Origin of the sequence: Noviherbaspirillum soli, assembly GCF_015352955.1 — a bacterium.
Classification (GTDB): Bacteria; Pseudomonadota; Gammaproteobacteria; order Burkholderiales; family Burkholderiaceae_D; genus Noviherbaspirillum_A; species Noviherbaspirillum_A soli.
In genome coordinates, this window is record NZ_JACYOX010000002.1 from 89,576 (window position 1) to 110,290 (window position 20,715).

The window sequence follows — 20,715 nt, forward strand, 5'->3', positions numbered from 1 at the left end:
GTAAGGGGTAGCAGGTAAGGTCGTTAGGTAGGAATTCAACCGGCAGGTTCCGTAGTCGACCCGCATGATAGACCTTCAGGCATGCTGCGTCAGCAAATGCATCCATATTCAGTGTAAGTATGTGATTTGCCTCAGGTTGAGGTTGCGCTCGGACGACAGCTCGATTTCATACAGTCGGCCGAGCTCGTCGCAGACCTGATCGCCGACTTCCAGCACCGGCGCCTGCCGCCACGCCTTCAGATCGATGGCTTCCTCGCCGTAGACGCTCGATGCCGGCAGCAGGAAAGCATGCGAGGCGGAACAGCGGAAAAACTCCATCAATGCCTTCATCGCTTCGTCATTGCCGCGCGCATAACCGGCAACGGTGCGAAAGACCATGCACTGGCCATGAATGACCGCCTTGCTGTCGTGGGTAAAGGAATGGACATGGCAGGTCGGCAGGTTCAAGGTCAACGGTCCGGTTGTCAAACATGCTTGAAGGCACGTCGCAGAGCATTGCAAACCGTGCCGGAATGGAAAAAAAGCCCGCTGTAAAAAGCGGGCTTGAATCTATTTCCTGAAGGAGATAGAGGAGACGGGACGGAGTATGTTGGCTAACGGAAAATATAGCCAATTGATTGTGCGCATATCAGACATGCGATTCATGAATGGCAGTTTTTTTTGATGCCGTTCCATTGCCGATGAAATGCGACGCGCGCAAAAGCACGGTGGCAGCTTGATTGTTCCTTTAATATCCTGTTTCGCAACGCGCATCCATCACAGCCAAGGACAAGCAATGACGGCAGTAGTACGCAGTCTCCTGGAGACCGATCTCTATAAATTCACGATGTGGCAGGCGCTGCTGCACAGCCATCCTGGCGCCCAGACCGAATACACCTTCGCACTGCGCAATACGCCAGCCTTTCCGCTGGCTGAGCTGAAGGAAGAAGTCGACCGCGAGCTGGACCATCTGTGCCGGCTGACCTTCCGGGACGAGGAGCTGGCCTACCTGCGCGGGCTGCGCTTCATGAAAAGCGACTTCGTTGATTTTTTGACCGTATTCCGCTTCCAGCGCAAGTTCATCGAGGTCACCACCGAGGGAGATGCATTGCGCATCAAGGCTGTCGGCCCGCAGGTCCACGTGATGGGCTTTGAGATCTTCGTGCTGTACATCGTCAATGAGCTGTATTTCCGGCGTTTCGCCAGGGAGCCGGCCATCGAGGAAGGCCGGCGGCGCCTGACGGAAAAGATCGAGCTGCTGCGCCGCTTCAGCAAGGAGTTGCCGGAAAAGCACAGCTTTTCCTTCTTCGATTTCGGCACCCGCCGTCGCTTTTCGGGCGAGTGGCATGACGAAGTGCTGGCAACGCTGGCGCGCGAAGTGCCGATGTATTTCAAGGGCACTTCCAATGTCTACCTGGCGCGCAAGCATAACCTGGTGCCGATCGGCACCATGGCCCATGAATACCTGCAGTCGTATCAGTCATTCGGCGTGCGCCTGCGCGATTTCCAGAAGGCGGCGCTGGAAGGCTGGGTGCAGGAATTCCGCGGCGACCTCGGCACCGCGCTGACCGACGTGGTCGGCATGGATGCTTTCCTGAACGACTTCGACCTGTACTTCTCGAAGCTGTTCGATGGCCTGCGGCATGATTCCGGCGATCCCATCGTCTGGGGCGAGAAGGCGCTGGCCCATTATGCGAAGCTGCGGGTCGACGCCAATACCAAGCGCCTGGTATTTTCCGACGGCCTGGACATTCCGAGGGCGTTTCAGCTGTACCGCCATTTCGCCGGTCGCACCCAGACCGGCTTCGGCATCGGCACCAACCTGACCAACGACCTCGGCATACAGCCGCTGAACATCGTGATGAAGCTCACGTCGTGCAATGGCCAGCCGGTGGCCAAGCTGTCGGACTCGCCGGGCAAGGGCACGATGTGCACCGACGAGACCTTCCTGGCCTATCTGCGCCAGGTATTCCACCATCCTAGCCGCGCTTGACGAACACCAGGTCCCAGACGCCGTGGCCCAGCTTCAGTCCGCGGTTCTCGAACTTGGTGACGGGCCGGTAGTCCGGCCGCGGCGCAAATCCGGACGCCGTGTTCTCCAGCGACGGCTCGGCGCCCAGCACCTCCAGCATCTGGTGCGCATAGTCTTCCCAGTCGGTTGCGCAATGCAGGTAGGCGCCCGGCGCCAGCCGGGAAGCCAGCAGCGCCACGAAGTCCGGCTGCACCAGGCGTCGCTTGTTATGGCGCGCCTTGTGCCAGGGGTCCGGGAAGAAGATATGCACGCCGGCCAGCGACCCTGGCGCCAGCATGTGATTGACCACTTCGACGGCGTCATGCTGGATCAGCCGCAGATTCTCGAGTTGCTGTTCGCCGATCAGCTTGAGCAGGCTGCCGACACCCGGCGTGTGGACTTCCACGCCCAGAAAATTCTTTTCCGGCATGCCGGCGGCAATCGTCGCCGTGGTGCCGCCCATGCCAAAGCCAATTTCCAGCACGGTGGGCGCGGCCCTGCCGTAGGCGGCGTCGAGATCCAGCGGCGTTTTCTGATAGGGCAGGCAAAAGCGCGGCCCCAGTGTGTCGAGCGCGCGCGCCTGCGCCGGGGAAAGGCGGCCGGCGCGGGTCACGAAGCTTCGGATGCGTCGCTCGGTCGGGTCGTAGAACAGGGGCTTGCCGGCTTCGTTGGCGGGGAGATGATCGGACATGCGGAAATCGTGTAGGTAAGGGAACGTGCGCCAGGCCATGGCGCGTCAGGGAAGAGGGCAGTCGAGCAGGCCGCCGGGAAGGGCGGCTGGTGCGCCGGCATGCACAAAGGCCCGGCGGGCGGCGCGATTATGTCACAGGAGCAAACCGTGGAAAAGCATTGCCTGTAAGGCGGCTTCGGTCCATCTCCGTGGTGTTGCCCTGATCGGCCCTTGCATCCTCGGCCCGCGCGGATGAGGCAGTGCGGCGAAAGGCAAGTCTGAAACAAGCCAGATGGAGCGGGTGAAGGGGATCGAACCCTCGTCTAGAGCTTGGGAAGCTTTCGTTCTACCATTGAACTACACCCGCGGAAACCGGCATTTTACGCAACTTCCGAAATGGCAGGCAAACTGCCTTGCCATTATCCTCGTCCAAAAAAAATCCATGACTGTTGCCAGTCATGGATTCCAGTTGCCGGCTTGCCGCCTTACTGCGCGGGCAAGCAGTCTTTTCCTGCGTCTTAAGCCTTCTTGCTGCGGCGACGGCTCAGACCCAGACCCATCAGGCCCAGACCGATCAGTGCAACGCTGGCTGGCTCAGGCACGGCGTTGTTGAACACCACGTCCAGGGAGCCGTTGATCGTCTGCGTACCGGCTGGCGTGAAGTTGTTCAGCTGACCGGACTGGAACGACACGTTGTAGAACGGGTTCGGCGAGGTGAAGTACTGGCTGCCGGCGGCGGTCAGGCCGAAGGTCGAGGTGGCGCCGAAGCTGCCGCAGTTGATGCCGTTGGTGCAGGTGCTCAGGGTCGGGTCCAGCGTGCCCTGGCCGGTGGTCGGGAGACCGTTTGCGATCAGGATATCGTCTCCGGCGCTGACCGTGGTCCATGCCGTCGTGCCGGTTCCAGGAGCGCTGAACGTGGTGTTCGAGTTCGGATCCAGGAACAGGCGCAGGCTGCTGCTGGCGCTAGGCAGGAAGTTGAAAGTGGTAACGCTGCCGGACTGGGTAAAGGTGCCCGAAGCCTGGTACAGCGCATACAGGCCGTACTGGGCAGCGGTGCCGCCGGTTGGGCTCAGGTTGGATGCAACAGGCGACGTGCCGTTGTTGGCGACAAACTGGCCGGCATTCCAGAGCAGCGAAGCCTGGAAGGTGTTGCCGGAGAAGGTGATTACCTCGGTGTAGTTGCCGGTGATCTTGTCGGCGGTGATACCGGTAAAGGTGCCGCCGGCGATGGTTTCATTGACAACGAAGTCAGGGAATGCTGCTTGCGCCATTGCGCCGGAACTGAAAACGCCCAGAGCTGCGGTAACTGCAACTGCTACCAGAGTCTTGCTAACCATTTTTTTCATTTTGTTTCTCCGAGAGTGTTAAATATAATCAACTTTCCGAGCCTCCCCTGCTTTGGATTAGCTCCTAAAGTCGTGGTGTTTTCATTTTTTATTTTTAACTTATGGTCCGACGAATAGGAAATAGCATTAAATGTGCCAACTAAATAAAAGATATTATATTCAATGACTTATAGGATATTTTTCCTAAATGAAATTGAGCTGTGTAAAAATAATCGACAAAGTTCAAAAATTAATATGCTTGATGGAAATGTTTTCTTGTAATAGTTACAAAATTAAATTATTTCTCAAGAAAAATTTTTTTCCATAATGAAACATTTGATGCGTGTAAGCATATGCGGTGAAAAACAGGAATATTGTTTAATCGCAAAGAAAATCAATGAGGGATTGATTATTCTCAACGCCGATTTCATCAGGGCATTAAATGGCTGTTCATCGCAGTAGCTGGCGAGTGAGGGAAACGCGGCATTTCTGGCAGGGCAAGGCGAGCGGGGGCGGGGCGGGAGTACCGCCAAAGAAGGCGGAGCAACTGAACAAGCAGGGACGGAAAAAAGGCTCTCTTATTAGTGCCGTTGCCTTAACGAATTCAGGCGCGCCTTGCGGTTTGATTCTTTTTCCACACCAGGAGTGGTTTCTTCTGTTTCTCGGTTGACGTGCGACTGGGCATCAGGCTCGAAAATGCATGACAAATATGTACGATTTTTCTGAATGTCAGTTGAACCTTGTAGTGTTTTTGCTAATGGCTGTTGGCAAGCCGCTAACAAGATGCCTCCTACAGGACATTGTAAATCTGTCAGATATGCGGATTTGACATGCATTTCGTCTTGTCGTGCATATCAGCTTGGCGATGTCCAAACGACCTTTTTCCCTAGGTTTGATGTCATTTAAATAGTTTATTCAGGGGAAAACCTGCCGTTCGTCGCCTAATTTTGCACTTCGCGAACCTATTCGCGACACCCCCTTCTAATCTCGCGTGTTGCATTTAGTCAAAACCTTGTTCGCAGGGTAATTTTTTAATTCAGCAACTATTTTCTACTGAGTAATATTTGTGACGAGGAGCCTGTACAGTGTTTGACTATCAAGAAAGCAAGACCTATCTGGAGCCCGAGCTGAACGGCCAGGATGCGAAGCCGGAAGTAACGATCAGGCAAGTACGCGTCGAGCAGCCCGACGAGACAGATGCTCATGAACTTGATGTTGACGAAAGAACCTTCCAGATCCGTCTTGCCAACACCGAAATGGTGCGCAGCCATGCCAGTTCCCTGATCCACAGGATGTATGCGTCGCGTGGTTACACAGTAAACAATCCCCTGCAGGAAAATCCTCATCGCGTCACCATGACCATCTCGGAAGAGGACAAGGTGATCGGCACCATTACCCTTGGCATCGATTCGCCCTCCGGCCTGCTGGCCGATGAAATCTTCAAGGATGAAGTCGACGCATACCGGGCGCGCGGCCGCAGGGTGTGTGAATTAACGAAGCTTGCGTTTGATCCTACAACGCGTTCGAAAACTGCATTAGCATCTTTGTTCCATATCATTTTCATTTATTTGCGGCGCGTGCAAAAATGCACCGACATCTTCATTGAAGTCAATCCGCGGCATCGTCGTTTTTATGAGCGCATGCTGGGCTTCAAGAAGCATGGCCCCAAGAAGATGAATCCACGGGTCAATGCACCGGCTTATCTGCTGTGCGTTGAAACCGATTACGTCGAGGAACAGATTCAGAAGATGGGTGGCACCAGCGGCCATGACAACGCTGAAAAATCGCTTTATCCCTATTTCTTCTGCCCGATTAGCGAAAAGCAAAACAAGGCAGCAATTGATAGGCAACTGGCAGTGCTGCATACTGACCAGGGCAATGCCAACGCAGTCAATGCGCTGGCGGCAATTTACCAGGCAAGCAGAGGCGCCACTTCGGTGGAAAGTTTGACACTATCGCATTAGGGAAACATGGAACTCCGGCGATCATTTACTAGATTACCCATCTGATGTCCGGCAAGATCGGACCGAACAAATCGCTGGAAGCTCCCGACAGTAATGGACTGATCGGCGACGGTCATGCGCTCGGCCTGGATGGCGCCGCGCTTCCCGCCGATGCCGACGACCTCGTCATCGAGCAAAAGAACTTCCGCATCCGCCTGGCCGATACCGAGAGCGGCCGCAATTCAGCCTCGATGCTGATCAACAAGATGTATGCGTGGCGCGGCTATGGCAGCGCGCACCAGGTCAAGGCCAGCCCGTCCCGCATCACGCTGACCGCTTCCGACAAGGAAAAGGTGATCGGGACCGTCACGCTCGGCATCGATTCCGAGGAAGGCCTGCTGGCCGACGAGATATTCAAGCCGGAAATCGATGCGCGCCGCAACGCCGGCGGCAAGGTATGCGAGCTGACCAAGCTGGCATTCGACCCGGATATCCGCTCCAAATTCGCGCTGGCCTCCCTGTTTCATATCGTCTTCATCTATGGACGGCGCATGCATAACTGCACCGACGTCTTCATCGAAGTCAATCCGCGCCATCGCCGCTTCTACGAGACCATGCTGGGCTTCAAGCGGCAATGCGAGATACGCACCAATCCGCGCGTGAACGCGCCGGCGGTGCTGCTGTGGGTGGACATCGGCTATGTGGAGGAGCAGATCCACAAGTACGGCGGCACCAGCGACAATCCGGACACCACCCGCTCGCTCTATCCCTATTTCTTCTCGCCCCGCGAAGAGGCCGGCATCCACGGCCGCCTGGTGTCGCTGGGCTGAGTGTCTGGAGGGGATGGCCCCCTCCCGGAATCATCACTGTCCTTAAACCGGTTTCACCGGCTTGCGGGCCACCACATTCCAGGTGTTGCCGGACTTGAACTCACGCGAGATTTCATAGCCGGCGGCAATCAGGCGCTGGCGTATGTCATGTTCCTGGAAGGGGCTGTACAGGATGCCCTTCCTGATGCCCCAGTCATTGATGCGCTGCGCCGCCCAGCGCAATGGCGGCAAGCCGTCAGGGTAGAGCAGCACATTGGCCGCCAGGGTGCCGCCCGGCTTCAATACCCTGTGTATGTCGCGCAGCGCGCCGTCCACGGTCGGGAAGCAGTGGATGGAATTGGCGATGTTGGCCGTGTCGAAGGAAGCATCGGGGAACGGAAGGTCCGCGGCGTCGGCATGCTGGATCTTCACATTCGGGTCATTGGCAAAACGCTTCTTGGCGCCAGCCAGCATCGAGGGCGCGTAGTCGATGCCGGTGACCTTGACCGGCTTCATCTTTTTCCAGCGCCGCCATTTGAGCACCAGTTCCAGCAGCGTGCCGGTGCCGCAGGCGACCTCCAGGTGATTCGGCCCGAAGTGCGGGCCAAAGAAGCGCAGCTGGGTATTGATGGTGCTGTTATAGGCGAATGTGAGAATGAAGAAGCCGCGCAGGTCATACCACCATGGCTCGGATGAATATGCTTCTGCGATTTCGTCGCGGGTTTTGCCTGTGCTCATTAAGCCTTCCTGTTCTTGCTGTTGCAGGGTTGGATGCCGGGAATGGGTGTCCGACTATAAGATGACATTTGACAACTATCAAGAATCTTCGCCGAGAACCGCCGGGTTAGGGTGGGACTAAGTCAAAGCCTCAACTGATAGACGCTTTTTTTCTGGTACAGTTTCCTCCTTTCACGTTTTCGACGCATGCGGAAAGGTCGTTCAGGCCATTCACCGTTTCACAGTTCCGCTGTCGTTCATCATGCAAACTGAATTCAATTATTCGCAGGCCTTCTCACGCAATATCGGTTGGGTCACTGTCGATGAGCAGAACCGGCTGCGCAACGCGCGTGCCGCGATCGCAGGGCTGGGCGGCGTAGGCGGCGGGCATCTGCTGACGCTGGCGCGGCTGGGCGTAGGCAACTTCACGATCGCCGACTTCGACCATTTCGAGGTGCATAACTTCAACCGCCAGGCAGGCGCAATGATGTCCACGGTGGGGCAGCCCAAGTCGGACACGCTGGCGCGCATGGCAAGGGACATCAATCCCACGGCTGACATCCGGGTCTTCGGCGAGGGCGTGACGCCCGAGAACGTCGATGCCTTCCTGAAGGACGTCGATATCTACATCGACAGCATCGATTATTTCTCGGTGGAGTCGCGCCGCCTGCTGTTTGCCGAATGCTACCAGCGCAATATCCCAGCGGTGACCGCGGCGCCGCTGGGCATGGGCGTGGGATTCCTGTACTTCAAGCCGGGCAGGATGAGCTTCGAGGATTACTTTTTGCTGGAAGGCCAGACCCGTCGCGAGCAACTGCTGCGCTTCATGGCCGGCCTGGCACCCAAGGCGCTGCACCGCCACTACCTGGTGGCGCCCGAGGCAGTGCATTTCGCCGAGGAGCGCGGGCCGTCCACCATCATGTCCTGCGAGCTGTGCGCGGGCTTTACCGGCGCCCAGGTGCTGAAGATATTGCTGGATCGCGGCAAGGTCAGGCCGGCGCCATGGAGCATGCAGTTCGATGCCTACGAGCAGAAGCTGCGCTTCACCTGGCGGCCGGGCGGCAATGCCAATCCGATGCAGAAGCTGCTGCTGAAGATCATCCGCGCCCAGTTCAAGGACTGACCGGGCCTACTTGCCGTTGCCGCCGCCCTTGAGTTCGCGCCAGCTGCCTTCGGCGACCTCGACGCCGAACTTGCGGGCAGCGGCAATGATGCGTTGCCATGCTTCGTCGCGCTCATCGTCGCTGACATCCTTGACCTGATTGAAGCGGGCTATTGCATTACGCACGTGGCCCGCATCTTCCAGCGGCTCCTTGCGCTGTTTGGGAAAGGCGAATTCCCGCTTCGGCAGGTCATCGCGGTCTTCCTGGTCCAGTTTGCTCATGATGGGCTTTTCCTTTTCGCGCTGCCTATTGACCTATTGTCCTATTGTCCGCCGGTCACGCCGCCCATCACGGGCACCACCACGCCGGTGATGAAGCTCGAGCAGACGGGCGAAGCCAGGAACACATAGGCCGGCGATATCTCCTCGGGCTGCGCCGGACGTTTCATGTCGGTGCTGGCGCCGAACTGGGCTACTTCATCAGCCGGACGGTCGGCCGGATTCAGCGGCGTCCATACCGGCCCCGGCGCGACCGCGTTGACCCGGATGCCGCGTGACACCAGATTGCTCGCCAGCGCCTTGGTGAAGGCATGGATCGCGCCCTTGGTCGCGGAATAGTCGAGCAGCTTGGCGCTGCCGAACAGGCCGGTCTCGGAACCGGTGTTGATGATGGATGCGCCATTGTTCAGATGCGGCAGGGCCGCCTTGGCCATGTGGAAGTAGCCATAGACATTGGTGCGCAGGGTCTGGTCGAAATGCTCTTCGGTCAGGTCGGCCAGGCCATCCGCATGTTCCTGGAAGGCGGCGTTGTTGACCAGCACGTCGAGCTTGCCGAATTCCCGCACCGTGCGTCCCACCGCGTCGCGGCAGAAGGCCGCATCCTTCACGTCGCCCGGGATCAGCAGGCAGCGACGTCCCTCCTTTTCCACATGCCGGCGGGTTTCCTCGGCATCGCTGTGCTCATTCAGGTAGACGATGGCCACGTACGCGCCTTCCCGCGCAAACAGCACGGCCACTGCGCGGCCGATGCCGGAATCGCCGCCGGTGATGATGGCGGCCATGCCGGCCAGCTTGCCGCTGCCCTTGTAGCCGGGCGCCTCGAACTGCGGCCGGGGCTTCAGGTCCGATTCCAGGCCGGGCTTGACCAGGTGCTGTTGCGGCAATGGCGGCTCGGGCTGCTTGCGCTCGCCTGCCTGCACCGCGCCTTCCTGCTCCGGCTCGGCTGGCTTGCTGGCGTCGCGCCGGTCGGTTTCCTGCTGGATCTTGCGCTGCTGCGCCGCTACCCGGTCGACTTCGCTGTCCTTGCCTTTGGCCATCATCTGCTCCGGTGCATGTCAAAACAGACAGTGTAGGCAGGAGCGGCGGGCATGACCGGCGAGCCGCCGCGGCCGGTTGCGTGCCATCAAAAACGGCAGGGCGGCGCAATGCCTGCGCCGCTTTCTGCCTGGCGGCAAGGGAAGATCGGAAAGCCGCTTATCCGATGCGCTGTCGCACCCGTCCTGCGCGCAGCCACAATGCCAGCGCAATCCCGGTCAGCGCCAGCTGGCCCGCGGCCAGCTTGGGCACCGAGTCCCACAGCAGCGGCGCCACCAGGCCCGATACCGCCGATGCCAGCACCGTCATCGCGCAGGACTGGCAGGAAGCCACGATGCCGCGGATGTTGGGGAACAGGTCGAGCACCAGCAGGGTGGCGCCGGGCGCCACCATCGACATGCCAAAGGTGTAGAAGAACAGGGGCAGCACCGACCATGGCAGCGCAGGCGGCAGCAGCAGGTGATAGAGCAGGTTGGCGCCGGCCGCGCCCAGCAGCAGCGTGAAGCCGATGCGCGCCTGGCGCTGGATGGAGTAGCGCCCGGCCATGCGGTTGACCGCCAGCGCGCCGAAGAAGATGCCGGCCACCGACGGCACGAACTGCCAGGCGAACTGGTCCGCGCCCAGTTTCAGATGCTGGGTAATGAATACCGGCGCCGCCGACACATACAGGAACAGTCCGGCGAAATTGAATGCAATGGCGCCGGCCTCCAGATGGAACAGCTGCGAGCGAAACACCGAGCGATAGCTTTGCCACAGGTGGTTCGGGTTGAATGGCTGGCGCTTTTCCGGCGGCAGGCTTTCGGGCAGCCGCCGATAGCAGTACCACAACAGCAGCGCCGTGTAGAAAAACAGCGCGATGAAGATGGACCGCCAGTTGGCCAGCTTGACGATCCAGCCGCCGATGATGGGCGCGATCGCCGGCGCCACCGAGAAGATCATCGTCACAAGCGACAGCAGCCGCGCCGCCGGCGCGCCGGCATACAGGTCGCGGATGATGGCGCGGCCAATGACCACGCCGGCGCCGGCCGACATGCCCTGCATCACGCGGAAGATCCACAGGTACTCGACGCTGTGCACCGACGCGCAGGCCAGCGTGGCGACCGCGAACGCGGCCAGCGAGATCAGGATGATGTTGCGCCTGCCGTAGGCATCGGACAGCGCGCCATGCCACAAGGTCATGATGCCGAAGGAAAGCATGTAGGCAGTCAGCGTTTGCTGCACCTGGATGGCGCTGGCATTGAGCGTGGCCTGGATGTCGGGGAAGGCGGGCAGGTAAGTATCGACTGCGAATGGTCCCAGCATGGCCAGCGCGGCCAGCATGATGGCGAGCGCCGAGGAACTGATGCCGGGGTGGAGCGCCGGCACTGGTGCCGCTGGAATGGCCTGGTCGGTCTGATCGGGTTTATGCATTGTTTTTTGGCGATGCTGCCGCAGCGCGACGCACGATGCAGTCCACGCCCGGCGGGGCATGGAACAAGGGCGTCGCTCCGGATGGGCAAGGCGAGAGGATGGCGGTCTGCGAAAGGCGACAAGGATAGCCTAAATGCCCATGTCTTGCAGATTCGCCAAGGCAAAAAAGACCGCTAAAACAAGGGGCTCGGACCATTTTGACTTACATCAAGGAAATCGGGCCCCCCGGTTCTTACACTGCACTCGCCTGAATCGATGATGCAGTCCGCACCCGTCAGGCCGCAGGAGAAAGATTATGTTGGGCCCTCATGCAGCCGTGTGCGCTGCTCCGGTTGTAGAGTTCGATGCCGCATTGATCAAGCGACAAAGCCAGCTTGGTCCACGCTATACCTCATATCCCACCGCCGACCGGTTTTCCGAAGCATTCGATTATGGCGATTACCTGCAGGCGGTCGCCAATGTGCGTAACCGCGGCGGCCTGCATCCCCTGTCGCTGTATCTGCATATCCCGTTCTGCGACACGGTGTGCTACTACTGCGCCTGCAACAAGATCATCACCAGGAACCGCGAGAAGGCGGTGACTTATCTGAGCTACCTGAAGCGCGAGATCGAACTGCAGGGGCAGCTGTTTGCCGGGTTCAACCACGTCGAGCAATTGCACCTGGGCGGCGGCACGCCAACCTATCTGTCCAATGAGCAGATGGGCGACCTGATGGCGCATCTGCGCCGCTGTTTCCATTTCGCCCCCGACGCCGTTGGTGAATATTCGATCGAAGTGGACCCGCGCACGGTCAGCGTCGAGCGTGTGCATGCGCTGCGGCAGCAAGGTTTCAATCGCATCAGCCTGGGTGTGCAGGATTTCAATGCCGATGTGCAGAAGGCGGTCAACCGCATCCAGCCCGAACCGGAAACCCGCGCCATCATCCAGGCTGCGCGCGACGCCGGCTTCCGCTCGGTCAGCATCGACCTGATCTATGGCTTGCCGCGGCAATCGCAGGCCACCATGGAAGACACGATCGAGCGCGTGGTCGCCGCCAGCCCGGACCGGCTTTCCATCTACAACTATGCCCACCTGCCGCACCTGTTCAAGCCGCAGCGCCGCATTCTCGATGCCGAACTGCCTGCGCCCGACGAGAAGCTGCGCATGCTGCAGCTGTGCATCGACAAGCTGCGCGCCGCCGGCTATGTGTACATCGGCATGGATCATTTCGCCAAGCCGGACGACGAGCTCGCCGTGGCGCAGCGCCAGGGCCGGCTGCATCGCAACTTCCAGGGCTATTCGACCCATGCCGACGCCGACCTGGTGTCATGCGGCGTGTCGGCCATCAGCGCGGTCGGCCTGACCTACAGCCAGAACGTCAAGACGCTGGATGCCTATTACAGCCATCTCGACCGCAACGAGCTGCCGATTGCGCGCGGCATCCGGCTCTCCATGGATGACGTGCTGCGCCGGCTCATCATCCAGATGCTGATGTGTAATTTCGAGCTGTCCATCGCATCGGTCGAGCAGGCATATCCGATCACCTTCGCCGCCTACTTCGCATCCGAACTGGCCCAGCTGAGAAAGCTGGAACAGGATGGCCTGCTGGCGATCGATGCCGAATGGATCTCGGTGAGCCCGCGCGGCCGTCTGCTGATACGCAATATCTGCATGGTGTTCGACCGCTATCTCCAGTCGCGCCAGGCGGAAGCGCCGCGCTATTCACGCACCATCTGAACGTACATGAACGCGCTGTCCCTGTTTCCCTTCTTTGTCGCCGGACTGGTGGGCAGCGTCCATTGCGTGGGCATGTGCGGCGGCATCGTCAGCGCCTTTTCGATGGCCGCGCCGCGGCCGGCATTTCCCGTTGCCGTCACTACCATTCCTGCAACGGCCGTGGTCGACGGCGGCCTGCGCGTGCTGGCCTACAACGCCGGCCGGCTCGGCAGCTACATGGCGGCCGGCGCGCTGGCCGGCGGCATGCTGGGCGGCGTGCGTCAACTCGCCGGCGCAGCGCCCCTGCAGATGGCTGCCTACTGGCTGGCCAACCTGATGCTGGTGGCGCTGGGCCTGTATCTGATGGATGCCTGGCGTGGCCTGGCCAAACTGGAGGCGGGCGGGCGCTTCCTGTGGCAACGGCTGCAGCCGCTGACACGGCACCTGCTGCCGATCCGGCATCCCGGCCAGGCGCTGGCGCTGGGCGCGCTGTGGGGCTGGCTGCCATGCGGCATGGTCTACAGCATGCTGCTGACAGCGATGCTGACCGGGTCGGCATCCAGCGGCGCGGCCGTGATGCTGGCCTTCGGGCTCGGCACCATGCCCGCGCTGGTGACCATGGGCCTGCTTGGCAACCGCTTGCAGGCATGGACCCGCAAGCGTGAAGTGCGGCTGGGCGCCGGGCTGCTGGTGCTGGCCTTCGGCCTGCTCGGCCTGGCGCGCGCCAGCCATGGCGTCAGCGCCGGCTGGCTGGATGCGCTGTGCCTGACGCCATCGGCCATGGGAGTGGGGCTGTGAGCGCGCAGCCAAGGGAAATCAGGGCTGCCGACGGCTGCTTCCATTGCGGCCTTCCGGTCCCGGCCAACAGTCACTGGGCAGTGGAGATCGATGGCCTGACCCGCAGCATGTGCTGCCCGGGCTGTGAAGCGGTGGCGCAGGCCATCGTGCAGAACGGCATGACGGATTACTACCGCAACCGTACCGACTTCGCGGTCACGGCGGAGCAGGGCGCTGTATTGCCGGCGCAGCTGCGGCTGTATGACCAGGCCGCGTCGAACGATGTGGCGCGCAATCCCGACGGCATGCTGGAAGCCACGCTGTCGGTCGACGGCCTGCGCTGCGCCGCCTGTGTCTGGCTGATCGAGCGGCGTCTCGGCCAGTTGCCCGGCGTGGCGGCGGCCAACATGAATGTCGCCACCGGACGCCTGTTCGTGCGCTGGGATCCGGCGCAATGCAAGCTCAGCGGCATCCTGGGCGCGATGCGGGAAATCGGTTATCCCGCCTATCCCTTCGATCCGGCCCGGCATGAGGCGCAGCTGCGCCGCAGCGGCAGGACGCTGGGCCGGCAACTGTTCGTCGCCGGCCTGTCGATGATGCAGGTGATGATGTATGCGGTGCCGGCCTATCTCGCCACCGACGGCACGCTCGAATCGGACATGGCAGCTCTCATGCAATGGGCCAGCCTGCTGCTGACGCTGCCTGCCGTCGTCTATTCCGCGCAGCCCTTCTTCCGCGGTGCCTGGGCGGCATTGCGCCAGCGCGCGCTGACCATGGATGTGCCGGTGGCGCTCGGCATAGGCGCCGCCTTCATTGCCAGCGTGGCCGCCACCGTGCGCGGCAGCGGCGAGGTCTACTACGACTCGGTGACGATGTTCATCTTCCTGCTGCTATGCAGCCGGCTGCTGGAGCTGACCGCGCGCCGTCGTGCCGCCCATGCGCTGGAGCGGCTGCAGCATGGCTTGCCCGATGCCGCGCAGAGGCTGCCGGCCTATCCGGCCAGCCGCGACACGGTGACGGTGGCGGCGGCAGACCTGGAGCCGGGCGACGTGATTCTGGTGCGGCCCGGCGAACCTGTCGCCGCCGACGCCATGCTGCTGGAAGGCCAGACCAGCATCGACGTCTCGCTGCTGACCGGCGAAAGCGCGCCGCAGAAGAAAGTGGCGGGTGATGCCATTCCCGGTGGCGCCGTCAATGCGGGCCAGGCGGCGCTGCTGCAGGTGAGCCGCCGTGCCGGCGCCAGCACGCTGGCCTCGCTGGTGCGCATGGCGGAAAGCGCCGGCCAGGGCAAGCCGGCCCTGTCGCAATGGGCCGACCGGGTTGCGGCCTGGTTCGTTGCGGGCTTGCTGCTGCTGGCCGCTGCCGTGTTCCTGTTCTGGCAGTGGCACGATGCCGCCCGCGCCTGGCCGGTGGCGATCGCGGTGCTGGTGGTGTCGTGTCCGTGCGCGCTGTCATTGGCCACGCCGAGCGCGCTGGCCGCCGCTACCGACAGCCTGCTGCGCCGCGGCGTGCTGATCCTGCGTCCGCATGTGCTGGAAACCCTGCACCGCGCCACCCATGTGGTCTTCGACAAGACCGGCACGCTGACAGCGGGCAAGCCGGTATTGCGTGATGTCTGCCTGTATGGCGGCGTCGAGCGCGAAGCCTGCCTCGACATCGCCGCCGCGCTCGAAGCCTGCAGCGCGCATCCGCTGGCGCAGGCGCTGACGGGCGCCGCAGGAGGGAAACGGCTCGGCGCCAGCGAGTTGACGCAGTTTCCGGGACAGGGTATCGCCGGCTCGGTCGACGGCATCCAATACCGGCTCGGCCGCGCTGATTTCGTCGCGCAGCTGAGCGGGCGTTTCCTGACATCGGCCGACATGCCGGGTGTCAGCGCCGTATGGCTTGGCCGCGAGGGTCGCCTGCTGGCCCGCTTCGATCTGGCGGATGGCTTGCGTGACGATGCGCATGACGTGGTCGAGCGGTTCAGGAAGGCAGGCAAGCAGGTCATCCTTCTGAGCGGCGACCAGCAGGCAATGGCGCAGGAAGTGGCGCAGAAGCTCGGCATTGCCGACGCGCTGGGCAACCAGTTGCCGGAACAGAAACTGGCTTACGTCCAGCGCCTGCAGCGTGAAGGCGCGGTGGTGGCGATGGTGGGAGACGGCATCAACGACTGCGCGGTGCTGGGCGCGGCGGATGTCTCCTTCGCCATGGGAAGCGGCGCCGCGCTGGCGCAAAGCCATGCGGACGCGGTGCTGCTCACAGGCAGGCTGGAAGCGCTTGCCGATGCCGCGGAAAGCGCCGGCGCCGCAATGGCGGTGGTGCGGCAGAACCTGGCATGGGCCATGATCTACAACATGACCGCCATCCCCGCGGCGGCGGCGGGACTGATCAGTCCGTGGATGTCGGGCATAGGCATGTCGGTCAGTTCGATGCTGGTGATTGCCAACGCGCTGCGTCTGCGTGGCGGACGGAAAGGAAGTTAGGAAATGGATGCCTTATATCTGCTGGTGCCGCTCAGTATCGTGATTGTATTTGCGGCGATCTGGGTGTTTTTTCGGATGTCTGATAGTGGGCAGTTCGAGGATATGGTGGGGCCGGCGCTGCGGGTGCTGCAGGATGATGACAAGGGAGAGGGTTAGGCAGCGGAAGCAGTTGCCGTTGCAGTTGCTTTTGACGTACGCGTAGCGACAGTTGCCGTTGCCGTTGCTTTTGCCGTTGCCGTTGCTTTTAAGTCCCGTTGAGCGCGCCGTGACGTCGGTGCGTGGAGCGGGAAAAGGTGCGGCGTCTGTCTGAGCCAAGCGCAGCTTGGCGAGTTTAGCCGCGCCCCGCTCCATGCATCGACGGCACGGGGACCCTCGCGCAGCGAGGGCGCGATCACCGGGTCGCCTTTTCTTGCCTACTTCTTTTGGCGAAGCAAAAGAAGTAGGTCGCCCGCCGGGGCGAACACCCGGCCTGGTCATGACGACAGTGTGATCGTGTTGCTTCACCAGCCGTAAAGACGTCACTGCGAAGCAGCAGTTAGCTTTTGACGTTAAGCCATGTTCAACAAACACGTCAAAGACAACAGCGACAGTGCTGCCCGTGCGTTGCCGGGTGACGCAACACGGTTGCACTGCCGTGGAGACAAGCCGGGGATCCGTCCCGGCAGCCGGGTCACTTTTTTTGCTTCGCCAAAAAAAGTTACCAAAAAAAGGCGACCCGGTGATCGCGCCCCCGCTGCGCGGGGGTTCCCGTGTCAGCGGTACCCGGAGCGGGGCGCGGCTAAACTCGCTGCGCTGCGCGGCGCTCAGACAGACGCCGCACCTTTTTCCGCTCCGGGCACCGCTGACACGGCGCGCTCAACGGGACTTCACTGCAACAGCAACAGCAACGGCAACGGCAACGTCAACCGCAACTGCACAGTTGGAAGGGCTTTCACCCGTTTTGTATGGCCCCGATGCCCCTGCCGGCATGTCACCTTGCAAAGGCGCAGCCAGACATCACGCATCCCACTTGCCATTCCTGCCACAAGACAAGGCGCGCCATGCATCACAGTGGGAAAAATGGAAAAGGCCTTTAAACAAAGGCCAAAACGGCATCCCTTCTATTGCTGACGCATTTCATCCACAAGCATGGCCTCATTGTCATGTTTTGAGATCATCGATGCATCGTACTCGCACCGCTTCTTCACAACCCGGTCATTTTTGACTCATATCAAGGATTTTCGAACACCCGAAACGTACCCTCCAGCAATGACATTACTTGTTTCTTCTGGAGCGTTTGCGTGGACACTGCACTGAACTATAACTATCGGATCGTGAAGCAATTCGCGATCGCGACTGTGGTGTGGGGCGTCATTGGCATGCTGGCCGGCGTATTCATCGCCGCCCAGCTGGCATGGCCAGCCCTGAACTTCGATATCCCCTGGCTGACCTATGGCCGGCTGCGCCCGCTGCATACCAATGCGGTGATCTTTGCATTCGGTATCTGCGGCCTGTTTGCCACGTCCTATTACGTCGTGCAGCGTACCTGCCAGGTAAGGCTGTTCTCGGACAAGCTGGCGGCATTCACCTTCTGGGGATGGCAACTGGTGCTGGTGTCCGCAGCCATCACGCTGCCCATGGGCCTGACCCGCGGCAAGGAATACGCCGAGCTGGAATGGCCGATCACGCTGCTGATCGCAGTGGTGTGGGTTGCCTATGCCGTGGTGTTCTTCGGCACCATCGTCAAGCGCAAGGTCGCGCATATCTATGTGGCCAACTGGTTCTTCGGCGGCTTCATCCTGGCCGTGACCCTGCTGCATGTGGTCAATGGCATGAGCATGCCGGCTTCGCTGACCAAGTCCTATTCGGCCTATTCGGGCGTGCAGGATGCAATGATCCAGTGGTGGTACGGCCATAACGCGGTGGGCTTCATCCTGACCGCGGGCTACCTGGGCATGGTCTACTACTTCATTCCCAAGCAGGCCGAGCGTCCTGTGTATTCCTATCGTCTATCCATCGTCCACTTCTGGGCGCTGATCTTCACCTACATGTGGGCCGGCCCGCACCACCTGCACTACACCGCACTGCCTGACTGGACCCAGTCGATCGGCATGGTGTTCTCGCTGATCCTGCTGGCGCCTTCCTGGGGCGGCATGATCAACGGCGTGATGACCCTGTCGGGCGCCTGGCACAAGCTGCGCTCCGATCCGATCCTGAAGTTCCTGATCGTTTCGCTGTCGTTCTACGGCATGGCCACCTTCGAAGGCCCGATGATGTCGATCAAGACCGTCAACTCGCTGTCGCACTACACCGACTGGGGCATCGCCCACGTCCATGCCGGCGCGCTGGGCTGGGTCGGCTTCATCACCATGGGCTCGCTGTACTACCTGCTGCCGCGCCTGTCGGGCAAGCAGGCGATGTGGAGCACCCGCCTGATCGACCTGCATTTCTGGGTCGCCACCATCGGCATCGTGCTGTACATCGCATCGATGTGGATCGCCGGCGTGATGCAGGGCCTGATGTGGCGCGCGGTCAATGCCGACGGCACCCTGACCTACAGCTTCGTGGAAGGCGTCAAGGCAACCTACCCGTATTACGTGATCCGCTTCACCGGCGGCACGCTGTACCTGACCGGCATGCTGCTGATGGCCTACAACACCTACATGACGGTGCGTGACGCCAAGCCGGTTGCCGCGCGTATCCCGGCTATCCATGCCGCGCACGCTTGATCAAGAAAGACGGAGCACGATATGAATTTTTCGCATGAGTCGATAGAAAAGAACCCCTGGCTGCTGATCGCTCTGGTGGTTCTGGTGGTCAGCATCGGTGGCGCGGTGGAGATCATTCCGCTGTTCTTCCAGAAATCCACCACCGAGCCGGTCGCGGGCCTGAAGCCTTACTCACCGCTGCGCCTGGTGGGACGCGACATCTATGTGCGTGAAGGCTGCTACGGCTGCCATTCGCAGATGATCCGCCCGTTCCGGGCCGAGACCGAGCGCTATGGCCACTATTCCGTGGCGGGTGAATTCGTGTACGACCGGCCTTTCCAGTGGGGTTCCAAGCGCACCGGCCCCGACCTGGCCCGCGTTGGCGGCCGCTACAGCGACGAGTGGCACCGCGCTCACCTGGACAACCCGCGCGACCTGGTGCCCGAGTCCAACATGCCCGGTTATCCGTGGCTGGCAAAGACCAGGCTGGACCCGCAGGAAGTGCAGCCCAAGATGCGCGCGCTGCGCCGCCTGTCGGTGCCCTACAGCGATGAGGAAATCGCCGCCGCGCCTGCCGAGCTGGCCGGCAAGACCGAGCAGGACGCATTGGTCGCCTACCTGCAGGGCCTGGGCACGCAGATCAAGGCCCGCAACTAGGCCAGCTTAATCCATCGACATTGTCATCATGAATATCCATACATTATTCGACCAGGCCAGCAGCGCCATGACCGTGGTGAGTTTCGTCACCTTCATCGGCATCCTGTGGTGGACCTTCATTCATCACAAGGACCAGGATTTCCACGCCGCTGCGCAGCTGCCTTTCGCTGACGAAGACGCATCCGATCAAGCACAGCAGGAGCAGGGCCATGTCTGACTTCACCAGCGGTTTCTGGAATATCTATATCGTGGTGCTGACACTGATCGGCATCGTCGGCTGCGGCCTGCTGCTGTGGTCGCAGTCCAAGCACAAGATCACGCTGCCGCCCGGCTCCAAGGTGCAGACCCAGACCACGGGCCATGTGTGGGATGAGGACCTGACCGAGCTGAACACGCCGATGCCGCGCTGGTGGATGTGGCTGTTCTATATCACCATCGTGTTCAGCCTGGCTTACCTGGTGCTGTATCCGGGCCTGGGCGAGTACGCGGGCAAGCTGGGCTGGAAGTCGACCGGCGCCTACCAGCAGGAACTCAAGCAGGCCGAGGCAGAGTATGGCCCGCTGTTTGCAAAGTATCAGCAGCAGGACCTGAAGGCAGTGGCCGCCGACCCGCAGGCCCGCGCCATCGGCGAGCGGCTGTTCCTGACTTATTGCGCGCAGTGCCACGGTTCCGACGCCCGCGGCAGCAAGGGCTTTCCCAACCTGGCTGACAATGACTGGCTGCACGGCGGCGAGCCCGATGTGATCAAGACCACCATCATGAACGGCCGCAACGGCATGATGCCGCCGATGGCCGCCGCGGTCGGCTCGGAGAAGGACGTGGAGAATGTCGCGCACTATGTGCTGAGCCTGTCGGGTTCGACCTCCGACCCGATCAAGTCGGTGCTGGGCAAGCCCAAGTTCGCCGCTGCCTGCGCCGCCTGCCATGGCGCCGATGGCCATGGCAACCAGATGCTGGGCGCGCCTAATCTGTCGGACAAGACCTGGCTGTATGGCGGCAGCGCCGACACCATCATGGAAACCATCCGCAAGGGCCGCACCAACACCATGCCGGCGTTCAAGGATTTTCTCGGCGAGGCGAAGGTGCATGTGCTGGCCGCTTATGTATGGGGCCTGTCCAATGTCAAGGGAGCGGCGCCGCAGTAAGGCCCCGG

19 protein-coding genes and 1 tRNA gene are annotated in these 20,715 nt (G+C 61.1%); 12 read left to right on the top strand and 8 right to left on the bottom strand.

What is annotated here, in order from left to right; genetic code table 11:
• Positions 1-108 precede the first annotated feature (108 nt).
• Positions 109-447 carry a hypothetical protein gene (locus IGW04_RS02665; protein ID WP_194711485.1) on the bottom strand — a complete coding sequence of 113 codons (339 nt, stop codon included), beginning with the start codon at positions 445-447 and terminating at the stop codon, positions 109-111.
• A 328-nt stretch (positions 448-775) separates the two neighbouring features.
• Here IGW04_RS02665 and pncB point away from each other — a divergent pair, with 328 nt between their 5' ends.
• The gene (pncB, locus tag IGW04_RS02670) at positions 776-1,972 is read left to right on the top strand and encodes a nicotinate phosphoribosyltransferase (protein ID WP_194711486.1); all 1,197 of its coding nucleotides are present in this window, start codon (positions 776-778) and stop codon (positions 1,970-1,972) included.
• Here pncB and trmB read toward each other — a convergent pair.
• From trmB to pepA, 3 genes are all read right to left on the bottom strand, one after another.
• Complete coding sequence (gene trmB, locus IGW04_RS02675; RefSeq protein ID WP_194711487.1) at positions 1,959-2,681, bottom strand: tRNA (guanosine(46)-N7)-methyltransferase TrmB; 723 nt, start codon at positions 2,679-2,681, stop codon at positions 1,959-1,961. The genes pncB and trmB overlap by 14 nt on opposite strands.
• Positions 2,682-2,953: 272 nt before the next feature.
• A tRNA-Gly gene (locus IGW04_RS02680) sits at positions 2,954-3,027 on the bottom strand.
• A gap of 151 nt (positions 3,028-3,178) precedes the next feature.
• Positions 3,179-4,006 carry a flocculation-associated PEP-CTERM protein PepA gene (gene pepA / locus IGW04_RS02685; RefSeq protein WP_194711488.1) on the bottom strand — a complete coding sequence of 276 codons (828 nt, stop codon included), beginning with the start codon at positions 4,004-4,006 and terminating at the stop codon, positions 3,179-3,181.
• A gap of 1,064 nt (positions 4,007-5,070) precedes the next feature.
• Between pepA and IGW04_RS02690 the strand changes: the two genes are divergently transcribed.
• Complete coding sequence (locus IGW04_RS02690) at positions 5,071-5,949, top strand: GNAT family N-acetyltransferase (protein ID WP_323744801.1); 879 nt, start codon at positions 5,071-5,073, stop codon at positions 5,947-5,949.
• Between the two features lie 44 nt (positions 5,950-5,993).
• Complete coding sequence (locus IGW04_RS02695; RefSeq protein ID WP_228526794.1) at positions 5,994-6,758, top strand: N-acyl amino acid synthase FeeM domain-containing protein; 765 nt, start codon at positions 5,994-5,996, stop codon at positions 6,756-6,758.
• A gap of 42 nt (positions 6,759-6,800) precedes the next feature.
• On the opposite strand, the gene IGW04_RS02700 is transcribed toward IGW04_RS02695, so the two are convergent.
• The gene (locus IGW04_RS02700; RefSeq protein ID WP_194711489.1) at positions 6,801-7,475 is read right to left on the bottom strand and encodes a class I SAM-dependent methyltransferase; all 675 of its coding nucleotides are present in this window, start codon (positions 7,473-7,475) and stop codon (positions 6,801-6,803) included.
• 241 nt (positions 7,476-7,716) lie between these two features.
• Here IGW04_RS02700 and IGW04_RS02705 point away from each other — a divergent pair, with 241 nt between their 5' ends.
• Positions 7,717-8,577 (top strand): ThiF family adenylyltransferase, encoded by an 861-nt coding sequence (locus IGW04_RS02705; protein ID WP_194711490.1) that lies wholly within the window; start codon positions 7,717-7,719, stop codon positions 8,575-8,577.
• Between the two features lie 6 nt (positions 8,578-8,583).
• Here IGW04_RS02705 and IGW04_RS02710 read toward each other — a convergent pair whose 3' ends face one another.
• The 3 genes from IGW04_RS02710 to IGW04_RS02720 form a co-directional block, all read right to left on the bottom strand.
• Positions 8,584-8,838, bottom strand: a complete 255-nt coding sequence (locus tag IGW04_RS02710) for a DUF6582 domain-containing protein (RefSeq protein ID WP_194711491.1) — start codon at positions 8,836-8,838, stop codon at positions 8,584-8,586.
• 41 nt (positions 8,839-8,879) lie between these two features.
• Positions 8,880-9,872 carry an SDR family oxidoreductase gene (locus tag IGW04_RS02715; RefSeq protein ID WP_228526828.1) on the bottom strand — a complete coding sequence of 331 codons (993 nt, stop codon included), beginning with the start codon at positions 9,870-9,872 and terminating at the stop codon, positions 8,880-8,882.
• Between the two features lie 157 nt (positions 9,873-10,029).
• Positions 10,030-11,280, bottom strand: coding sequence for a multidrug effflux MFS transporter (locus tag IGW04_RS02720; RefSeq protein WP_194711493.1), 1,251 nt, complete (start codon positions 11,278-11,280; stop codon positions 10,030-10,032).
• A gap of 295 nt (positions 11,281-11,575) precedes the next feature.
• Between IGW04_RS02720 and hemN the strand changes: the two genes are divergently transcribed.
• The 8 genes from hemN (at position 11,576) to ccoP (ending at position 20,707) form a co-directional block, all read left to right on the top strand.
• Entirely contained in the window at positions 11,576-12,997 is a 1,422-nt protein-coding gene (gene hemN, locus IGW04_RS02725) for an oxygen-independent coproporphyrinogen III oxidase (protein ID WP_194711494.1), read from the top strand.
• 6 nt (positions 12,998-13,003) lie between these two features.
• Positions 13,004-13,774: a sulfite exporter TauE/SafE family protein gene (locus IGW04_RS02730; protein WP_194711495.1), complete on the top strand. Its 771-nt coding sequence runs from the start codon at positions 13,004-13,006 to the stop codon at positions 13,772-13,774.
• Positions 13,771-16,218 carry a heavy metal translocating P-type ATPase gene (locus IGW04_RS02735; RefSeq protein WP_194711496.1) on the top strand — a complete coding sequence of 816 codons (2,448 nt, stop codon included), beginning with the start codon at positions 13,771-13,773 and terminating at the stop codon, positions 16,216-16,218. Before IGW04_RS02730 ends, IGW04_RS02735 begins: the two co-directional genes overlap by 4 nt.
• Before the next feature lie 3 nt (positions 16,219-16,221).
• Positions 16,222-16,374: a cbb3-type cytochrome oxidase assembly protein CcoS gene (gene ccoS, locus IGW04_RS02740; RefSeq protein WP_194711497.1), complete on the top strand. Its 153-nt coding sequence runs from the start codon at positions 16,222-16,224 to the stop codon at positions 16,372-16,374.
• A 1,124-nt stretch (positions 16,375-17,498) separates the two neighbouring features.
• Entirely contained in the window at positions 17,499-18,926 is a 1,428-nt protein-coding gene (gene ccoN / locus IGW04_RS02745) for a cytochrome-c oxidase, cbb3-type subunit I (protein WP_194711498.1), read from the top strand.
• 21 nt (positions 18,927-18,947) lie between these two features.
• The gene (gene ccoO, locus IGW04_RS02750) at positions 18,948-19,562 is read left to right on the top strand and encodes a cytochrome-c oxidase, cbb3-type subunit II (protein ID WP_194711499.1); all 615 of its coding nucleotides are present in this window, start codon (positions 18,948-18,950) and stop codon (positions 19,560-19,562) included.
• 28 nt (positions 19,563-19,590) lie between these two features.
• Positions 19,591-19,779: a cbb3-type cytochrome oxidase subunit 3 gene (locus IGW04_RS02755; protein WP_194711500.1), complete on the top strand. Its 189-nt coding sequence runs from the start codon at positions 19,591-19,593 to the stop codon at positions 19,777-19,779.
• The gene (gene ccoP, locus IGW04_RS02760; RefSeq protein WP_194711501.1) at positions 19,772-20,707 is read left to right on the top strand and encodes a cytochrome-c oxidase, cbb3-type subunit III; all 936 of its coding nucleotides are present in this window, start codon (positions 19,772-19,774) and stop codon (positions 20,705-20,707) included. The genes IGW04_RS02755 and ccoP overlap by 8 nt, the downstream gene beginning before the upstream one ends.
• The last annotated feature ends 8 nt before the right edge of the window (positions 20,708-20,715 follow it).